General features: G+C 61.8%; 18 protein-coding genes. 8 read left to right on the plus strand and 10 right to left on the minus strand.

What is annotated here, in order from left to right; all coding sequences use genetic code 11:
* Nucleotides 1-540 precede the first annotated feature (540 nt).
* The 3 genes from msrQ to ACN2XU_RS15815 form a co-directional block, all read right to left on the minus strand.
* Nucleotides 541-1,164, minus strand: coding sequence for a protein-methionine-sulfoxide reductase heme-binding subunit MsrQ (msrQ, locus tag ACN2XU_RS15805; RefSeq protein ID WP_419411419.1), 624 nt, complete (start codon nucleotides 1,162-1,164; stop codon nucleotides 541-543).
* Nucleotides 1,164-2,063: a protein-methionine-sulfoxide reductase catalytic subunit MsrP gene (msrP, locus tag ACN2XU_RS15810; RefSeq protein ID WP_419411420.1), complete on the minus strand. Its 900-nt coding sequence runs from the start codon at nucleotides 2,061-2,063 to the stop codon at nucleotides 1,164-1,166. Before msrP ends, msrQ begins: the two co-directional genes overlap by 1 nt.
* Nucleotides 2,064-2,165: 102 nt before the next feature.
* Nucleotides 2,166-3,704, minus strand: a complete 1,539-nt coding sequence (locus tag ACN2XU_RS15815; RefSeq protein WP_419411421.1) for an FMN-binding glutamate synthase family protein — start codon at nucleotides 3,702-3,704, stop codon at nucleotides 2,166-2,168.
* A gap of 115 nt (nucleotides 3,705-3,819) precedes the next feature.
* Between ACN2XU_RS15815 and ACN2XU_RS15820 the strand changes: the two genes are divergently transcribed.
* The 4 genes from ACN2XU_RS15820 (at nucleotide 3,820) to map (ending at nucleotide 7,099) form a co-directional block, all read left to right on the plus strand.
* The gene (locus ACN2XU_RS15820) at nucleotides 3,820-4,263 is read left to right on the plus strand and encodes a DUF302 domain-containing protein (protein WP_419411422.1); all 444 of its coding nucleotides are present in this window, start codon (nucleotides 3,820-3,822) and stop codon (nucleotides 4,261-4,263) included.
* 176 nt (nucleotides 4,264-4,439) lie between these two features.
* The gene (locus ACN2XU_RS15825) at nucleotides 4,440-4,919 is read left to right on the plus strand and encodes a fasciclin domain-containing protein (RefSeq protein WP_419411423.1); all 480 of its coding nucleotides are present in this window, start codon (nucleotides 4,440-4,442) and stop codon (nucleotides 4,917-4,919) included.
* A gap of 199 nt (nucleotides 4,920-5,118) precedes the next feature.
* Nucleotides 5,119-6,246: a calcium-binding protein gene (locus ACN2XU_RS15830; protein WP_419411424.1), complete on the plus strand. Its 1,128-nt coding sequence runs from the start codon at nucleotides 5,119-5,121 to the stop codon at nucleotides 6,244-6,246.
* A 106-nt stretch (nucleotides 6,247-6,352) separates the two neighbouring features.
* The gene (gene map / locus ACN2XU_RS15835) at nucleotides 6,353-7,099 is read left to right on the plus strand and encodes a type I methionyl aminopeptidase (RefSeq protein WP_419411425.1); all 747 of its coding nucleotides are present in this window, start codon (nucleotides 6,353-6,355) and stop codon (nucleotides 7,097-7,099) included.
* Between the two features lie 92 nt (nucleotides 7,100-7,191).
* Here map and clpB read toward each other — a convergent pair whose 3' ends face one another.
* Nucleotides 7,192-9,810: an ATP-dependent chaperone ClpB gene (clpB, locus tag ACN2XU_RS15840; RefSeq protein WP_419411426.1), complete on the minus strand. Its 2,619-nt coding sequence runs from the start codon at nucleotides 9,808-9,810 to the stop codon at nucleotides 7,192-7,194.
* A gap of 534 nt (nucleotides 9,811-10,344) precedes the next feature.
* Between clpB and pyrF the strand changes: the two genes are divergently transcribed.
* Together pyrF and ACN2XU_RS15850 are read left to right on the plus strand one after the other, a co-directional pair.
* The gene (gene pyrF / locus ACN2XU_RS15845) at nucleotides 10,345-11,073 is read left to right on the plus strand and encodes an orotidine-5'-phosphate decarboxylase (RefSeq protein ID WP_419411427.1); all 729 of its coding nucleotides are present in this window, start codon (nucleotides 10,345-10,347) and stop codon (nucleotides 11,071-11,073) included.
* Between the two features lie 154 nt (nucleotides 11,074-11,227).
* Nucleotides 11,228-11,527, plus strand: a complete 300-nt coding sequence (locus tag ACN2XU_RS15850) for a hypothetical protein (protein ID WP_419411428.1) — start codon at nucleotides 11,228-11,230, stop codon at nucleotides 11,525-11,527.
* Between the two features lie 93 nt (nucleotides 11,528-11,620).
* Here the strand turns inward: ACN2XU_RS15850 and ACN2XU_RS15855 are convergent, their stop codons facing one another.
* Nucleotides 11,621-12,043 (minus strand): NUDIX domain-containing protein, encoded by a 423-nt coding sequence (locus ACN2XU_RS15855; protein WP_419411429.1) that lies wholly within the window; start codon nucleotides 12,041-12,043, stop codon nucleotides 11,621-11,623.
* Between the two features lie 34 nt (nucleotides 12,044-12,077).
* Between ACN2XU_RS15855 and ACN2XU_RS15860 the strand changes: the two genes are divergently transcribed.
* Both ACN2XU_RS15860 and ACN2XU_RS15865 read left to right on the plus strand, forming a co-directional pair.
* Nucleotides 12,078-13,331, plus strand: a complete 1,254-nt coding sequence (locus ACN2XU_RS15860; protein WP_419411430.1) for a DNA polymerase IV — start codon at nucleotides 12,078-12,080, stop codon at nucleotides 13,329-13,331.
* Between the two features lie 83 nt (nucleotides 13,332-13,414).
* Nucleotides 13,415-13,786, plus strand: coding sequence for a CZB domain-containing protein (locus tag ACN2XU_RS15865; RefSeq protein ID WP_419411431.1), 372 nt, complete (start codon nucleotides 13,415-13,417; stop codon nucleotides 13,784-13,786).
* Nucleotides 13,787-13,793: 7 nt separating this feature from the next.
* Here the strand turns inward: ACN2XU_RS15865 and ACN2XU_RS15870 are convergent, their stop codons facing one another.
* The 5 genes from ACN2XU_RS15870 to ACN2XU_RS15890 all read right to left on the minus strand — a co-directional run bounded on the left by ACN2XU_RS15870 (nucleotide 13,794) and on the right by ACN2XU_RS15890 (nucleotide 17,530).
* On the minus strand, nucleotides 13,794-14,111 hold the full coding sequence (locus tag ACN2XU_RS15870) for a DUF3775 domain-containing protein (RefSeq protein WP_419411432.1): 318 nt from the start codon (nucleotides 14,109-14,111) through the stop codon (nucleotides 13,794-13,796).
* Nucleotides 14,112-14,191: 80 nt separating this feature from the next.
* Nucleotides 14,192-14,923, minus strand: coding sequence for an SDR family NAD(P)-dependent oxidoreductase (locus ACN2XU_RS15875; protein ID WP_419411433.1), 732 nt, complete (start codon nucleotides 14,921-14,923; stop codon nucleotides 14,192-14,194).
* Nucleotides 14,920-15,480, minus strand: a complete 561-nt coding sequence (locus tag ACN2XU_RS15880; protein ID WP_419411434.1) for a DUF3833 family protein — start codon at nucleotides 15,478-15,480, stop codon at nucleotides 14,920-14,922. The genes ACN2XU_RS15875 and ACN2XU_RS15880 overlap by 4 nt, the downstream gene beginning before the upstream one ends.
* A complete protein-coding gene (locus ACN2XU_RS15885; RefSeq protein ID WP_419411570.1) occupies nucleotides 15,477-16,232 on the minus strand; it encodes a DUF1365 domain-containing protein in 756 nt (251 codons plus the stop codon). Before ACN2XU_RS15885 ends, ACN2XU_RS15880 begins: the two co-directional genes overlap by 4 nt.
* 2 nt (nucleotides 16,233-16,234) lie before the next feature.
* A complete protein-coding gene (locus tag ACN2XU_RS15890; RefSeq protein WP_419411435.1) occupies nucleotides 16,235-17,530 on the minus strand; it encodes an NAD(P)/FAD-dependent oxidoreductase in 1,296 nt (431 codons plus the stop codon).
* Nucleotides 17,531-17,549 lie beyond the last annotated feature (19 nt).

A 17,549-nucleotide genomic window follows, 5' to 3' on the forward strand; every position in this document is an offset into this window, starting at 1 on the left:
GCGCCGCCGGTGAAGGGGGTTCTAAGGTTAGACCAACTGCTCCGCAAGCAGTTTTTTCAGGAAATGTCATTTTTCCTTCATTTTTCTTCTTATCCTTTTACTTTCAAGCACTTGATCAAACCCCGCCGACACTGTTCGCGCAACCAAAGCTAGAGAATTCCGCAGCGCAGCATCCGTAGGTTCAACATCCTGACGTTCAGAGCGTGCCACCCCCCATAGAGAGGCCGCGCTGGCGATTCACGCCGAGTCGGATGAGGCGGCTCCAGCGGTTTTCTGCGGAGGCGAAGGTACAGGCCCATGGTCGCATCGGCCCGTTCAAGCCAAATCCGGAGGCCGTCAGCGGTTAGTTCAGCCAATTCGGCGCAGGCGTCGGTTTGTAAAACGCTCCAGATCGGGCATTCCCCCCCCCCCTCTAACTTGCCCATTTTTTCGACAGAAGAGGAACGCAAGACGCGAAACGGCGCCCGATAGGGCGCCGTTTCGCTGGTCTGCCATCTCTCAGGGCGGGCGGGGGTGAATCCTTGCGGGATTCTTTCCGGGTCAACCCATGGAAATGAACGGCGCGCGAGGCAAGCGGAGGGACCGCCATTTGACCCGCATCGCCAGCAGGACCAGAACCGCGCCCATGTACAGCAGCGGTTCGATCTGGAACCCTTTGACCAGCAGAACAAAGTGCAGCGCCCCGAGCAGCGCGGCGGAATAGACAAGCTTGTGCAGCTTTTGCCACGTGCGACCCAGCCGACGAATTGAGACCATGTTCGATGTCACTGCCAGGGGAACGAGCAAAAGGAAGCCAGCCATCCCGATGGTGATATAGGGGCGTTTGACGATATCGGCCCAGATTTGTGCGGGCACCTGCACATCCAGAACAAGCCAAACCGCAAGATGCGCCGTGACATAGAAGAAGGCCATGAGCCCAATCGCCCGGCGAAAGCGCAGCAGGTTCACCCCGGCGAAGCGGCGCAGCGGCGTGATGACGAGGCCCGCGATCAGGAACTGCAGCGCCAACTGACCATATTCGTGTTCCAGAGCCTTGATCGGCTCAACTCCAAGCCCACCGGTCAGCCCCTGATAGAACATCCAAGGCGCGGGCAGCGCACACAGTATATAGACAAGCCACGTCGGCACTTTGCGCGCAGCCGCATTGATCCGGTCATTGATCATCAGAAATTCGCCTTGAGATCCATGCCATCATAGAGGCTGGCCACCTCATCGTAGCCGTTGAACATCAGCGTCGGCTTGCGGCGCGAAAACAGCCCGCCGCCAAGCGGACGTTCCGTGGCCTGTGACCAGCGCGGATGATCCACCTCCGGATTCACGTTGCTGTAAAAGCCGTATTCGCGGGCGTTGGCTTTGTTCCATGAGGTCGGCGGTTCCTGATCGGTCAGCGTGATGCGGACGATCGACTTGATCGACTTGAAGCCATATTTCCACGGCACCACGAGACGCAGCGGCGCGCCATTCTGATTGGGGAGCGGCTTGCCATAGAGACCCGTCGCCATGAGCGTCAGCGGATGCATCGCCTCATCAAGACGCAGACCTTCGACATAGGGCCACTCAAGTACAGGGTATTTGACGCCGGGCATCTCATCGCGGCGCAGCACGGTTTCAAAGGCGACATACTTCGCGCCCTCCCGGACCCCGGCCATCTGAATCAGATCAGCCAGTTCGAAGCCGTTCCAAGGCACCACCATCGACCACGCCTCGACACAGCGGAACCGGTAGATACGCTCCTCGATCGTCATTTTATCCAGGATATCCTGCAGCGCGTACTCACCTGGGCGCTCGACCATGCCGTCGATGGTCACGGACCACGGCTCGGTGGTGAGCATATGGGCATTCTCGGCGGGGTCGGTCTTGCCCGTTCCGAACTCATAGTAATTGCAGTAGTTGGTGATATCCTCGTAGTCGTTCGGGTCCAGCGTCTCCTGCGCCCGCACCCGGCCCGCCGCGGCCATGATGGACCCCGCCCCAAGACCGGCAATCAACTGGCGGCGGTTCAGGAAAACGCGCTCGGGCGTGACATCTGTGTGGGTCAGGTCATTGGTCCAGCGTCTGGCCATCGGGATCTCCTTCGTATCGTTGCCCAACACATAAGACAGGCCACGCTGCGGACCAAACCACATCCTCTCACACTTGCGTTCTGCCGCTGTAACAAATCCCGGTCAGCCCATCCGCTTCAGAGCCTCCTGGAAAATTGGGTGACCGCCCGTCGGATCGCCCTGCAGCTTCACCGAAGGGAACATGACATTCATCTGCTCGGACGAGCCATCATCCCGGACCAGACGTACATGCCGCCGCCGCATCAGACGCGGTTCGGCCACGCCAACGGAATGGGCGATGGTCTCCACCTCATGGATGACCGCTTTGGCGTAACGGGCGACGCGCTTGTCCTTTTCCTCCACGACAAGCCCCTGTTGCAGGCCCTTGTCATGGGTGGTGATCCCGGTTGGGCAGGTGTTCTTGTTGCACTTCAACGCCTGAATGCAGCCCAGCGAGAACATGAAGCCCCGGGCGGAGGTCACGATATCGGCCCCGGCGCAGATCGCCCAGGCAACATCGCCGGGCTGGGTCAGCTTGCCACTGGCGATAATGCGGATGCGGTCATGCAGCCCGGCCAGGTCGCGCAGGTCGACCATACGGATCAATGCCTCGCGCAGTGGCATGCCGACCAGATCCATCAGAGGCATGGGCGCGGCACCCGTGCCGCCCTCGCCGCCATCGACGGTGATGAAATCCGGCGCATAATCCGTCCCGCGCTCCCTGATCAGACGGAACAGGTCGAACCACGGATCGGCAGAGCCCATGCAGGTCTTGAAACCCACCGGTTTGCCGGTGACTTCACGGATGTGGTGGATCAGATCCAGCAGATCGGCAAAATCGTCCACTTCCTTATGCCGGTTCGGGGAAATGCTGGCTTTGCCCTCCTCGATACCCCGGATCTCAGCGATTTCCTTTGACACCTTGGCCGCCGGAAGAATGCCGCCCTTGCCTGGCTTTGCGCCCTGGCTCAACTTGATCTCGAACATTCTGACCTGCGGATGGGCCGCCATTTCCCGCAGTTTTTCGTCCGAGAGGTTGCCGTCCTTGTCGCGCACACCGTATTTCGCCGTTCCAATCTGGAAGACGATGTCGCATCCGCCTTCGAGGTGGAACGGCGACAGCCCCCCCTCCCCTGTATTCATCCAGATCCCGGCCTTCTTTGCCCCCCGGCTCAGGGCCCGTACCGCCGGTTTCGACAGCGCGCCGTAAGACATGCCGGAGATGTTGAAGATCGACGGCGCCGCAAAGGGCTCCCGCGCGGTCGGCCCGATGACCATCGGTTCCGTTGCGCCGTATTGATCGTCCAGCGGCGGAAACACCGCGTTCATGAAAATCGGCGTGCCCGGCACGTTCAGGTTCCGCGTGGAGCCGAAAGCGACCGAATTGCTTGTCCCCTTGGAGGCATCATCGACCCAGTTGCGCTGTGCCCGGTTGAAGGGCATTTCCTCGCGATCCATGGCAAAGAAATACTGCCGAAAAAACTCGCCAAGTGTACTGAACAGGTGTCGGAATCGGCCGATGACGGGATAATTGCGCCGGATGGCATCGCCGGTCTGCATCCTGTCGATGATAAAATAGACCACCCCCAGCAGAACCGCGACCCCGATCAAAAATACGAAGAGCAGAGCAAGATATTGCAGTGCAATCATGGCGAAGACCATATTCACCTCCAGGAATGTGTAGATTTGTCGCGATGCAAATCAGGCTTCATGGCGTACTGTGCCATATCGAGAACGATTAAACAGACTTTCTGCGAAAATCGTGAAAGGGAGAGACATGAATCATATTTTTTTCGCCGCCGCCCTCGCGCTGACCGCCGGAGGGGTCTCGGCGCAGGACATGATCACCTATGACACCGGCCAAAGCTTTGACGATGTGATCTTCGGGCTTGAGAATGCGATCCTCGATGAGGGCCTCGTGGTCGATCACATCAGCCATACGGGCGAAATGCTGGAGCGCACCCGGGAGGCCGTCGGGTCGGATGTTGTCCTCTTCGAGCAGGCGGACATCTACAGCTTCTGCTCCGCCAAGGTGAGCCGCGAGGTGATGGAAGCCGATCCGATGAACATCGTGTTCTGCCCCTACCACATCTTTGTCCTCGTTTCGCCCGAGGCGCCGGAGACGACGACAATCGGCTTCCGGACCTTTCCCGATGGCCCGATGAAGGCGGTTCAGGATATGCTGGATGGCATCGCGCGCAACGCCATTGGCCTCGATTAGGTAACGTCTGATCACGAGAATTCGATTGGAAAAATCAGGGGTGCGCGGCTTAGGCCGCTAGCCCGCTCCGTCAAGCGAGCAAGGCCAATAAATTCGCCTGATCCATTGTCCCGTATGCTCCGTAGACCTTGGCAAGATGTGCAAGACACATCGGCGCAACCAACTGGAGACATACTATGCTTCGCAGAACGTACCTCGCCCTGACCGCCGCCGTGATGATGGCGGGCCCCGCCTATGCGGGCGGCCATTCCATGGACATCGTGGACACGGCCTCCAACGCTGGCAGCTTCACCACGCTGCTTGCCGCCGCCGACGCAGCCGGTCTTGTCGATACCCTCAAGAGCGAAGGCCCCTTCACCGTCTTCGCACCGACTGACGACGCGTTTGCCGCTCTGCCGGAGGGCACCGTTGAATCGCTGCTTCTGCCCGAGAACAAGGACAAGCTGACCGCCATCCTCACCTACCACGTGGTGCCGGGCAAGGTGATGTCCACGGACCTGACCAACGGCATGACCGCTGCCACCGTTGAAGGCGACACCGTCATGATCATGACCGAAGGCGGCGTCAAAGTTGACGATGCCAACGTCGTACAGGCCGACATCGAAGCCTCCAACGGCGTGATCCACGTCATCGACGCAGTCATCATGCCGGAATAATCCGGCTTCTTTCCTTCTGAACTCCTTCCCTGGCCCGCCGCACATCCGTGCGGCGGGTTTTTCGATGTGCTTGCGCGTGACTGCGCATTCGTCCTGCACAGCCCCGAAGTCATCTTAAAGCGGTGCGCTATTGGTCTTAATTTGACCACAATTTCAGAGAATTCCTCGGATTGTTCATTAACCTTTTCGTGAGACAGCCATGCCGGGCCAACCCACCTACCTCTTCTACACCGACGGGGACGACAACACCCTTGGCAGCCAGATCGCCGACCTCCTGCGCGGCGGCTATGGTCATGACACTCTGAGCGGCCTTGCCGGCAATGACAGCCTGTTTGGCAACCATGGCGATGACAGCCTGATCGGAGGTCTCGGCTTTGACTTCCTGCAAGGCGGGTCGGGCAATGACTCGCTGTTCGGCGACGAGGGCGGCGATACGCTGCGCGGCGGCGGCGGGCAAGATCTGCTGCACGGTGGTGACGGCAATGACAGCCTGAACGGCGGCAGCGGCAATGATCTGATTTTCGGAGAGGTCGGCAACGATCTCCTCATCGGAGGCACCGGACTGGACCTCCTGCTTGGCGGCATGGGTTTTGACACGCTCATCGGCGGCAGCGGCAACGACACGCTGCTGGGCGGGGCGGACGATGACAGCCTGTACGGCAATGCCGGCAACGACTCGCTGGACGGCGGCGATGGCAATGACCTGATGTATGGCGGAAGCGGCCATGACACCCTGACCGGCGGCGCAGGCGACGACGCCCTGCGCGGCAATGCCGGGCATGATGCCCTGTTCGGGGGTGACGGCGCCGACACCCTTTGGGGCGGCAGCCTCAACGATCTGCTCTTTGGCGGCGCCGACGGGGATCTGCTGTTTGGTGAAGACGGGCACGACACGATCCATGGCGGCGGCGCAGACGACACGGTCTATGCCAGCAGTGGCGACGATGTGGTTTTTGGTGACGCCGGGGATGACATCCTCTGGGGCAGCACCGGCGATGACATGCTGAACGGCGGCGACGGCGCGGACACCCTGCGCGGCGGCATGGGCGACGATACACTGAATGGTGGCGAAGGCGACGACACCTTGCACGGCAGCAGCGGCGAAGACGTGTTTGTCTTCGATCCGGCCTTCGGCACGGACATCATTCTGGACTTCAATCCCTACAGCGATGTGATCGACCTCTCCGCACTGGACCTTGGCGGGGCGGGCGCGCTTGGTCTTTTCGACGGTCCGGAGGGTCTGGAAATTTCGATTGGCCCCACGGACACGATCATTCTCGATGGACTGACTGTCGCGGATTTCAACGATCTGACGGTATATTACTGACACCGGAGCCAGAGCGTCTGCCAGGACCGGCATCCTGGCCCCGCCGGGATGTCGCCTTCCTGCGGACTTTGCAATAGAGCGCCGAAAACCGCGAAAGGACTCCGGCATGACCATCACGCAGGAAGACGAGCTGGACGGGCTGAAAGAGATCGGCCGGATCGTCGCCAACACCATGCAGACCATGGCCAAGGCCATCGAGCCAGGCATGACCACGCGAGAGCTCGACGAGATCGGCGCGGCCATGCTGGAGGCCGAAGGCGCTCTGTCCGCTCCGCAAAGCGCTTACGACTTCCCCGGCGCCACCTGCATCAGCGTCAATGAAGAGATAGCCCATGGCATTCCCGGCGCGCGCGTGATCGAGGCGGGCGATTTGGTAAACATCGACGTTTCCGCCTCCAAGAACGGGTATTTTGCCGACACCGGCGCAACCTTTCGCACCGGTTCGGTGAAGCCTTCTCTCGATGCGTTGTGCCGCGATGGCAGACGGGCCATGCAGATTGGCATCGCACAGGTCGGCGCAGGCAAACCGCTGGCGAATATCGGCCGAGCTGTCGGCCAGTTCGCGAGCAAGCGCGGCTACACCCTGATCCGCAACCTCGCCAGCCACGGTGTCGGCCGGTCGCTGCACGAGGACCCCACGGAGATCGCCACATGGCCCAATCGTGACCGGCGGCGCATGGCGCGCGGACTGGTTCTGACGGTCGAACCTTTCCTGTCCCGGGGCGGTCTCTGGGCCGATCAGGGGGACGATGGCTGGACGCTCTACAGCAGCCCCGCCGCGCCGGTGGTCCAGTACGAACACACCGTTGTCGCCACGGACAAGGGCGCGCTGATCGTCACCATGCCCGGTTGAATTCGCCCCGGGCCTGAACTGCCGCGCAAGAGATCAAAAAAGCCCGGCCTCCGCAAAGGAAGCCGGGCTTCATTTCTGTCAGGCATCAGGCCTCAGTGCAGCACGGCATCGTCCGGTTTTGGCCGATTGGTGGCCCCGATCCGATCGCCAATGATCAGGCCATCGGCCCCGGCGCTTACCGGCACCACGTCGCCGTCCTTCACATCCCCCGAAAGCAGCATCTCTGCCAGCGGGTTCTGCAAGGCGCGCTGGATCACGCGCTTCAAGGGACGGGCGCCAAACACCGGGTCGTAGCCTTCGTTGGCCAGCCACTCGTGCGCAGAGGCATCCAGTTCCAGCCGGATTTTCCGAGCTGCCAGCCGCTTGAGCAGCCGCGCCATCTGAATATCGACAATCCCGTCCATGTCCTTCCGGGCAAGCCGGTCGAAGATGATCGTCTCGTCCAGACGGTTCAGGAACTCGGGCCGGAAATGTGCCCGCACCGCATCCATCACGTCCCGCTTGGCCTGCGCCGCGTCAGCGCCTTCCGGCATCTGGCTGAGCGCTTGCGAGCCGAGGTTGGAGGTCAGCACGATCAGCGTCTGCTTGAAGTCCACCGTGCGGCCCTGACCATCGGTCAGCACACCATCGTCCAACACCTGCAACAGCACGTTGAACACATCCGGATGCGCCTTTTCGACCTCGTCGAACAGCACGACCTGATAGGGCCGACGACGCACCGCTTCGGTCAGAACACCGCCCTCGTCATAGCCAACATAGCCCGGAGGCGCGCCGATCAGACGGGCCACCGCATGCTTCTCCATGAACTCGGACATGTCGATGCGAACCATCGCGTTGTCGTCGTCAAAGAGGAACTCGGCCACTGCCTTGGTCAGCTCGGTTTTCCCCACGCCGGTCGGCCCGAGGAAGAGGAACGAGCCAAGCGGCCGGTTCTCATCGTTCAGACCCGCGCGCGCCCGGCGGACAGCGTTGGCAACAGCCGTCACAGCCTGGTTTTGGCCGATCACCCGCCTGTGCAGGCCCTCTTCCATCGCCAGCAGCTTCTCACGCTCCCCTTCGAGCATCTTGCCCGCCGGGATACCGGTCCACCGTTCGACCACGCTCGCGATCTGATCCGGACGCACAGCCTCTTCGACCATCACGTCACTGTCTTCCTGCGATTCAGCCTCCGCCAGCTTCTTTTCCAGCTGCGGAATGACGCCGTAGGACAGCTCACCTGCCTTGGCCAGATCGCCCTGACGCTTGGCTTGATCGAGTTGCGCCCTTGCATGATCGAGCTGCTCCTTGATGTCGCGCGCACCGGCCAGCTTGTCACGCTCGGCCTGCCATTTGGCGGTCATCTCGGCGCTCTGCTCCTGCAGATCGGCCAGATCCTTCTCCAGCTTGGCCAGACGGTCCTTCGACGCCTGATCGTCCTCAAGCCGCAGCGCCTCCACCTCGATCTGCTTTTGCAGAATGTCGCGATCGAGCGCGTCCAGCTCTTCGGGCTTGCTGTCCACTTCCATCCGCAGACGGCTGGCGGCCTCGTCCATCAGGTCGATGGCCTTGTCGGGCAGAAAGCGGTCAGTGATATAGCGGTGCGACAGTGTCGCGGCCGCCACAAGGGCACTGTCCGCGATCCGCACGCCGTGGTGCAGCTCGTACTTTTCCTTGATGCCGCGCAGGATCGAAATCGTGTCCTCAACCGTCGGCTCCTGCACCATCACCGGCTGGAACCGCCGCGCAAGGGCCGCGTCCTTTTCAACGTGCTTGCGATACTCGTCGAGCGTGGTGGCGCCGACGCAGTGCAACTCGCCCCGCGCCAACGCAGGCTTGAGCAGGTTGGACGCGTCCATTGCGCCATCCGCCTTGCCCGCGCCGACCAGCGTGTGCATCTCGTCGATGAACAGGATCACCTCACCGGCCGCCGCCGTCACTTCGGACAGCACGGCCTTCAGACGTTCTTCGAACTCGCCGCGATATTTCGCACCGGCAATCAGCGCGCCCATGTCGAGCGACAGCAGACGCTTGTTCTGCAGGCTCTCCGGCACGTCACCATTGATGATGCGCAGCGCGAGACCCTCGGCAATCGCCGTCTTGCCCACGCCGGGCTCACCGATCAGCACCGGGTTGTTCTTGGTCCGGCGGCTCAGCACCTGCATCGTGCGGCGAATTTCCTCGTCGCGGCCGATGATCGGGTCGATCTTGCCCTCGCGCGCCCGCTCCGTCAGGTCGGCCGCGTATTTCTTCAGCGCGTCATAGCCCTCTTCGGCACTGGCACTGTCGGCCGTGCGCCCCTTGCGAAGATCATTGATCGCCGTGTTCAGCGCCTGCGGCGAGACCTTACCCGCGTCCAGCGCTTCTTTCGCCGGACTTTTCACCATGCCAAGCGCCATGAGCATCCGCTCCACAGGTACAAAGCTGTCACCGGCCTTCTTGGCCAGTTTTTCCGCCTCGTCCAGCACCTTGCCAGTCGCTGCATCCATGTAGATCTGACCGGCGTCGCCCGTCACCTTGGGAATGCGCGCAAGCTTGGTGTCCAGTACCTGCACCACGCGGGCCGGATCGCCACCCGCCCTTTTGATCAGATTGCTAGCCATGCCCTGATCGTCGTCCATCAGGGCCTTGAGCAGATGTTCGGGCGCCAGTTTCTGATGGCTTTCCCGCATCGCAATGGTCTGCGCGGCCTGAATGAACCCGCGCGACCGTTCCGTGAACTTCTCCAAGTTCATGGTGTCTCTCCTTCCATAAAGCGCCCCTTGGGATTTGGCTCGCGCCCGACTTGGCGGCACGCGGCCGATGGGGCCTCCTACCCAAGATGGCGTCACCAACGCTCCGGTTCAAGAGTGTCGCGTTGCAAAAATGCAACTTTCTCCACTGCACCGCATATTAAGCGAAAGGCGTTAGACCGATGCGCCTTCGGGAGGAGCCACCATGTACGTCAAACGCATCGAGATTTCCGGTTTTCAGGAGGATCTGCGGTGCGGTCCGGGGGTGGGCTTTGTCGTGCTGATCGGAGAGGGAATACCTTTGCAATTCCCGCTGACACTTCCGTATCGCATTGAAATCCAGAAACGCCGTCATCGCCTGCGGCTGCTGGCAATGGCGCTGAAACGGGCGCCCCGCATGCCCGAATACCAGTCGGAAGAGGAATTTCGCTTCGCGCCGGGCCTTCTTCCCTTTGGCCTGACACGCGTGGACTTGACGCCGTCGCCGCCTGCACCCAAAAGCGGGCGAACTCCCTTCCGCCGCAGAAAGGTGCCGCCATGTCCTCCGCCTCAGACGACCGCCTGATCGTCGCACTCGACGTCCCGAACGCTCTGCAGGGCCTGCAGATGGCGAGCACGCTGGGCGATGCGGTGTCCTTTTACAAGATCGGGCTCGGTATGCTGACCGGCGGCGGACTGGCGCTCGCCAACGAGCTCAAACAGGATTACGGCAAGCGCATTTTCCTCGACATGAAACTCTTCGATATCGGCGCAACCGTCGAAAGCGCGGTCCGAGGGCTGGCCCAGTTCGATCTCGACTTCCTGACCGTGCATGGCGACCCTTACGTCGTTCGCGCCGCCAAGGAAGGCGCGGGCGGCAAGGATATGAAGATCCTCGCCGTCACGATCCTGACCTCGCTCGACCGGGCCGATCTCGACGGGGCACTGATCCAGCCAGGCGACATTCCCGAACTTGTCACCCTGCGTGCCGCACGTGCTTTCGAGGCCGGGGCCGATGGTGTGATTGCGTCTCCCAACGAGGCCGCGCTGATCCGCGCCCTGCCCGAAGCAGAAGGCAAACTGATCGTAACGCCCGGTGTGCGCCCGGTCGGCGCCGAGTCCGGCGATCAAAAGCGCATCGCCACCCCGGCCAGCGCTGCGGCGAACGGCGCTGATCATATCGTGGTGGGCCGTCCGATTCATACCGCGCCCGACCCGCGTAGCGCAGCGGAAGCCATTGTCGCCGAACTGCGTTCGCCGCAGGCACAGCGTCCAAACCGGGGCTGACCCGCCGAGACCTCGGCCAAAGTCCGCTCAACCACCAACGCTCCGGACACAGCTTCGTGACAGGCTCTGGCTTTGCCGGAACCTTATGCCCAATTGAAAGTTATCCACAGGACACCGCGTCCCGCGTGGGTAACCTTTCAGGAGGCAGAATCACATGTCGCGCAGCAAAACGGAAATCGGAGAAATCCGCTATAATGCCGTAGAACAGTGCTTTGAGGCGCTGGTCACATTTCATGGCACCACCGGCACCCGCCGTGTGCCGAGCAGCTTTCACGCCCCCCTCGACACCGAGTTCGAAACTGTAGGCAAGGCATTGCTCCAGACCGCCATGACCCGAATCAACCGCCCGGAACAGATCAGGTCGCGGCTTGAGAAAGCCCCTGCACCCCTGCCCAAGCCGCAGCCGAGCGCCTTTGACTGGCAGGCCTTTCTGCACGCGACCCGCGCCGCCTGAGCGTAGCCGCTTTATCGGAATACCGCCGCTTTCACCGTCCCCCGAAACGCGGCGGTCTACGGGCCGGGGACATTTTCCCCGGTCCGGCACGCCTTATCGGGCAAGGCGCACCAAATAAGCCCGCAAGATTGCGCGGAAATGCGGGATCGCCAATCGGTCGGCGACAAACGCCTCCGGCTCCATCGCCCCCCACCCTGTCCCCTCGTCGCCAAAACGCACGTCTTGCACGATCCGATCCTGCAGATGCGCGGCAAAGAACCAATGCCTGCCATTTTCCGCCACGCGCAAATGGGCGAGGCGCAGCGCTTCCGAAGGCACGGTCAGGCCAAGCTCCTCACGGGTTTCCCGCAACGCGCAAGCCTCCGGGGTCTCGCCCTCCTCGCGACCACCGCCCGGGAAATCGAGACATCCCGGCCAGACGAGTCCCGGTTTCCGATCCCGCCGCAGCACGATCACCCGCGAACCGGCAAAGAGCATCAGTTTCGCCCCGGTGAATCGCTGCCTCGCATCTGGCATTTCCAGCCTTTCCTTCCCGCTGTATGATCCAGCCATGCCCGCTCTTTGTCGCGATTGCCTCACCACATTTGCTTCCGGACGCCGCTGCCCCGCCTGCGGCCGTCCCCGGGTGCTGTCGCACGACGAACTTTGGGACCTCTCCATAGCCCATATGGATTGCGATGCCTTTTATGCCAGCGTCGAAAAACGCGACAACCCGGAACTCGCGGACAAACCCGTGATCATCGGCGGCGGGCGGCGGGGCGTGGTCTCGACCGCCTGCTATGTTGCCCGGATCCGGGGCGTACGATCTGCCATGCCAATGTTCAAGGCGCTGCAGGTTTGCCCCGATGCCGTGGTGATCAAACCGCGGATGAGCGTCTATGCCGAAGCCTCGCGCGCCATTCGCGCCATGATGGAAGAGCTGACGCCCGCGATCGAGCCTCTGTCGCTGGACGAGGCCTTTCTCGACCTGACCGGGACCGCCCGCCTGCATGGCGCGCCGCCCGCTGTCATGCTGGCGCAACTGGTCAAGCGCATGAAGGCGGAGCTTGGCCTGACGGGGTCCATCGGCCTGTCGCACAACAAGTTTCTCGCCAAGATCGCCAGCGACCTCGACAAGCCGCGTGGCTTTTCCATCATTGGCGTCGCGGAAACCCAGGCGTTCCTGCGCCCGAAACCGGTTCGCCTGATCTGGGGGGTCGGGGCGGCGACGCAAAGCCAGCTTGAAAAGGCGGGCATTCGCACGTTTGACGACCTGCTGCGTTGGGAGCAACGCGATCTCGCCGCGCGCTTCGGCTCCATGGGCGACCGCCTGTGGCACCTGGCGCGCGGAGAGGACCAGCGCCGCGTTACGCGCAACGCACCGATGAAAAGCATCTCGAACGAGACCACATTCTCCGATGACACTGCCGATCCCGACATCCTCGACGGGCATCTATGGCGGATGGCCGAGAAGGTCTCCGACCGCGCCAAGGCCAAGGGTCTTGCGGGCCGTGTGGTCACACTCAAGATAAAACGTCGTGATTTCAAGCTGATCACCCGCCGCCACGCCCTGCCCGAGCCGACGCAGATCGCCGACAGGATCTATCGCACGGCCAGGCCCATGTTCGAGCAGATCCAGGACCAAGGCCCGTTCCGGCTCATCGGTTGCGGCATCTCCGACCTTGTGCCCGAAGATCAGGCCGACCGCCTTCCCGACCTGCTTGATCCGCAAGCCGCACAGCGCGCCCGGGCCGAGAAGGCCACCGATACGCTCAGGGCCAAATTCGGGGAGGGCGTGATCCTGAAAGGCCGGGCGCTACGTTAGCCCCCCCAAGAAATGCCATGCAGGTTTCAGCTTCACTTAGGAAAGTTCTGAAATAATCGCTGAAACCATTCCGTGGAGTCGCAATGAGCAAGAAACTGGAATCCGAACTGACCAACGCACTGGCAGCACATTCGAAATGGAAGCTGCGTCTGAAGACCGCCATCACGGTCGGGAAATTCGATCAGGACGTCTCAGACGTAAAGCGCTGTGATCTTTGCGAGTTTGGAAAGTGGATTGAAAACGGCGGGAATTTCGACGCGGATACAATCGAGGGACGCCCCTACAAGGTGACAAGACGCCTTCACAAGGAATTCCACGAAGCTGCCGCTTCGGTGCTGAACTACGCGCTTCACGGTCACCCCGATATCGCGGAACAAGTCATGGAAGGCGCTTATGCAGAGCGTGCGGACAAACTGTCGCGCGCGCTCACGCTCTGGCGTTCCGAGGTGCGTTGAGCATAGCTCACATCACCGCGTCTTCCTCATCCTGTGCATCGAAACCCAGCGCTTCCAACCCGGCCTCAAGGTTGTCGGCAAGATGCGGCGTACCAATCAGGTAATCGGCGGTCGGTGTGGACGCTTCGGCATAGGCGGTGGCGTAGGCATCGGCCCACTCCTCCGGCTCGAAAGCGCCGCGTCCGATCCACATGACCGCCACGAGCGCCGCCTGCTCTTCCTCGTCCATACGGTCGATCAACGCGCGCAATTCGCCCTCGGCGCGGCTCAATTCCCGCGCCATGACGATGACCGCCGCCACCTTTCTCACACTGATCTTGTCCATCGCGCCTCTCCTGTTCCGCGTCGCGACCCATCATTACGACGGAGGCCGCACACGGACCTTGATCTTGCGCAAACCGGGGATCAGCTGACGATACGGTAGTAGAGCCAGTCCGGCAGAAACTGAGACAGCCGGAAGAACAGGCTGAATCCAAAGGGGAAAGAGCGCTTAAACCCCCCTGCCGTCAGATGCTCGAAGCACTGCTGTGCGGCCTCTTCCGGCTCCATGAGAAACGGCATCTTGAAGTCATTCTTGTCAGTGAGCCGCGTCTTGATGAACCCCGGATTCAAAAGCTGCACCTCCACACCGGTCTTGCGCAGATCCGCGTAAAGCGATTCGGCCAAAACCATGACACCCGCTTTCGACGAGGAATAGGGGGCCGAATCCGGCAAGCCACGAAAGCCGGACAGCGAGCCGGTCATCACGATATGCCCGCAATCCCGCTTGACGAAGGTCGGCAGAACCGTGCCGACCAGCGCCATGGCCCCGCCGAAATTGACCTGCGCCATGGTGTTCGCCTGCTCGGCATCCCATGCCTTGGCACCGAATGGCCAGTAGACACCCGCCATCTGGATCATGCCGTCGATCTCTCCGATGTCTGCGGCCACGCGCGCCAGAGCCGCGTGATCAGTCACATCAACCGGCGCAATGGTGGCTTTGCCCGGCAACGCGTCGGCCAGTTTCTGCAACCCTTCTTCGCCGCGTGCCGACAGGATCAGCTCGACTCCGACCTTGCTCAACTTGTGCGCCAGCGCCGCGCCCAGCCCTTCGGACGCACCCACCAGCCAATATCGTTTCCCGCTCCACTCTCTCACGCCGGCTCCACCTTTCGCATGGTCGCCACCAGTTCGGCGACCTTCAGTCCGTATTTGCGGAACTGACTGCGGTTTACGATGGTTCCATTCGGCGTCAAATACATCCAATCGGTTGTATCCAGAACGTGCCCGCCGCTGTCCTCCGGAAGGCGAATGCGGTAGCGCAAGCACACGGCACCGCCCCGCTGTGCTCCGGTCCCCTCGCCCACGAGGTCCGGCGCGCTGGCGCGGATCGCCCCATCATTCCCGACGGTCAGCTCCCAGTACCGGTGCTGCTCGCCGCCGCTTTCGTACTTGAAATGCTCGGTCATCACGCCTCGATTGCCATCCCAGCGCACATCGAAGTCCCCGGTAAACCGTGAGACGACGCGGCCCATCGGGCCATAAATCACCCCGTCACAAATCAACGGGCCATTGAGATCACGACGAATGTCGAACTGCTGCGTGTCCTGCGCGTAATCATCCGGCGTCTGGGCCGTAAACCCGGAAAACCGTCGTCCGAGCCAGAGCACGGCCAGGGTCAGGACCATCCCCAAAGCGATATAGAACACGGTCATCCGCGTACCTCCTCTATTGGCCCGCTGACCGCTTGGGTCGGGGGTTCCGGCCGCCTGCGATAACGGGCGCCCTTCAGTTTCAGTTTGATGGCCTGCCAGTGGATCAACGCCATCACCCGCCGCGCCCCTAAGGGCCTGCGCCACAGCGCCCGCAGCATCCCGCCGCGCGTCAACGGCACACGTTTGCCCACGAGCGTCGCGATGACACCTCCGGCGCCATGTTCAAAATCGATCCAGATTCCGATCCGGTCCCGGCGGATATCGAAGCGAAAGACATAGCCCCCATCAACCGGCTGGAACGGCGAGACGTGGAAAATCTTGCTGGCCGCGATATGATCGTCTGCCTTGATCGCGCTGCCATCGGGCTTGCGGCAAAGATAGGAGTGCCGGTCACCGAAGGTGTTCGTCACCTCCGCAATCACCGCCACCAGATCCCCGGCCTCATCCTGCGCCAGCCAGAAAGACACCGGGTTGAAAACATACCCCAACACGCGGGGTTGCGTCAGCAGCGACAGCTTGGGCGCGCGGATCCGCTGCGCCGCCAGGACCTCCAGCGCCCATTCAGCGCCGCGCCCGCTTTTGGGTGGCCCGCCATGATCCCGGCGCAGCACCGAAAAAGGCCAGCGCCGGAACATGACGTCTGCGTCTCCTTCCGCATCCAGCAAAACGTAGTCGATGGAATAGCGAAATCCGTTTTGAACCGTGCCCTTGCGCCCGTGATAGGTATGCCCGGCGATATGATCGACCGCCATAGTCATGCCGCCCGCACCGGCTCCGCCAGCCGCGCCTTCAGCGTTTCAACGACCTCCACCGCACTGCTCAATCCGTCCTCGTGGAAGCCATTTTTCATCCATGCGCCGCAAAACCATGTGTTTCGGGTGCCATTCAAAGCGCCCACCCGCTGCTGACCGTCGAGCGCGGCAAGATCATAGACCGGATGGCGCAACGTCACCTCGTCGTAAATCAGCTCCTCCCGGATCGGCCGCGTCGAATTGAGCGTCACGAACATCGGATCATCCTGCGGGATCGGCTGCAAACAGTTCATCCAGTAGGTAAGGTCGATCTGGTTCATCTCCTTCTGCGCGGTCTCGGTATAGTTCCACGACGACCAGACCGCCTTGCGCTGCGGCATCACGCGCTCATCGGCATGCAGCACGATGCGATTAGGCTGGTAGCGCACCGCGCCAAGCGCGGCCTGTTCCGCCGCACTGGCGTCACTCAGCAGGCGCAGACTGTCGTCGGAATGCGTGGCAAAGATCACCTCGTCAAAGCGTTCCCAATCGGCGCCCGCCTTGACGAATACCGCATCCGCATCACGCCGCACCGCGTCGACGGGGCAACCGGTCCGGATCGTGACACCCTGCGCCCGCAACGCCGCTTCCAGCCGTGTCACGTAAGCGCGGGAGCCGCCCTGCACCGTATACCATTGATGTTGCCCCGAGTGATGGAGCAACGCGTGGTTCTCGAAGAACTGGACAAGAGCGTGCGCCGGAAAGTCGAGGATTTTCTCCACCGGGGTGGACCAGATCGCACCAGAGAGCGGAAGCAAATAGTACTTTCTGAACCACGCCCCCATTTTCATCTGGTCGAGGAATTCTCCAAGCGGCAGGCTGCGATCCCGGGACGCCGCAACCGCTCCGGCGTTGAAGCGCATCACGTCCCGCAACATGCCGAGGAATTTCGGATTCAGCGCGTTTCGCTTCTGCGCGAAAATCGCGCGCAGATCGCGCAGCCCGTATTCCATCGCGCCACCACGCAGACTCGCGCCAAAGCTCATGTCCGATTTTACCACCGGAACGTCGAGCGATTCGAAGAGCGCGCACATGTGCGGATAGTTGGCCCGATTGAACACGATAAACCCGGTATCAACCGGTTGATCGCCCCGCTTGCCCGCAACGATCGTGCGCGCATGGCCACCCAGCCGCCCCTCTGCCTCGATCAAGGTCACGCGATGCTCGCCGGACAGCATGTGAGCGGCCCCAAGGCCGGAAATTCCGGCACCGATCACGGCAACGTCGCGCGGGGCGGTCGGGCGGGCTTCGAAAGGCATCAGGCATCACCAAATTTTG

The organism is Pacificoceanicola niger, assembly GCF_048553275.1.
GTDB lineage: Bacteria > Pseudomonadota > Alphaproteobacteria > Rhodobacterales > Rhodobacteraceae > Pacificoceanicola.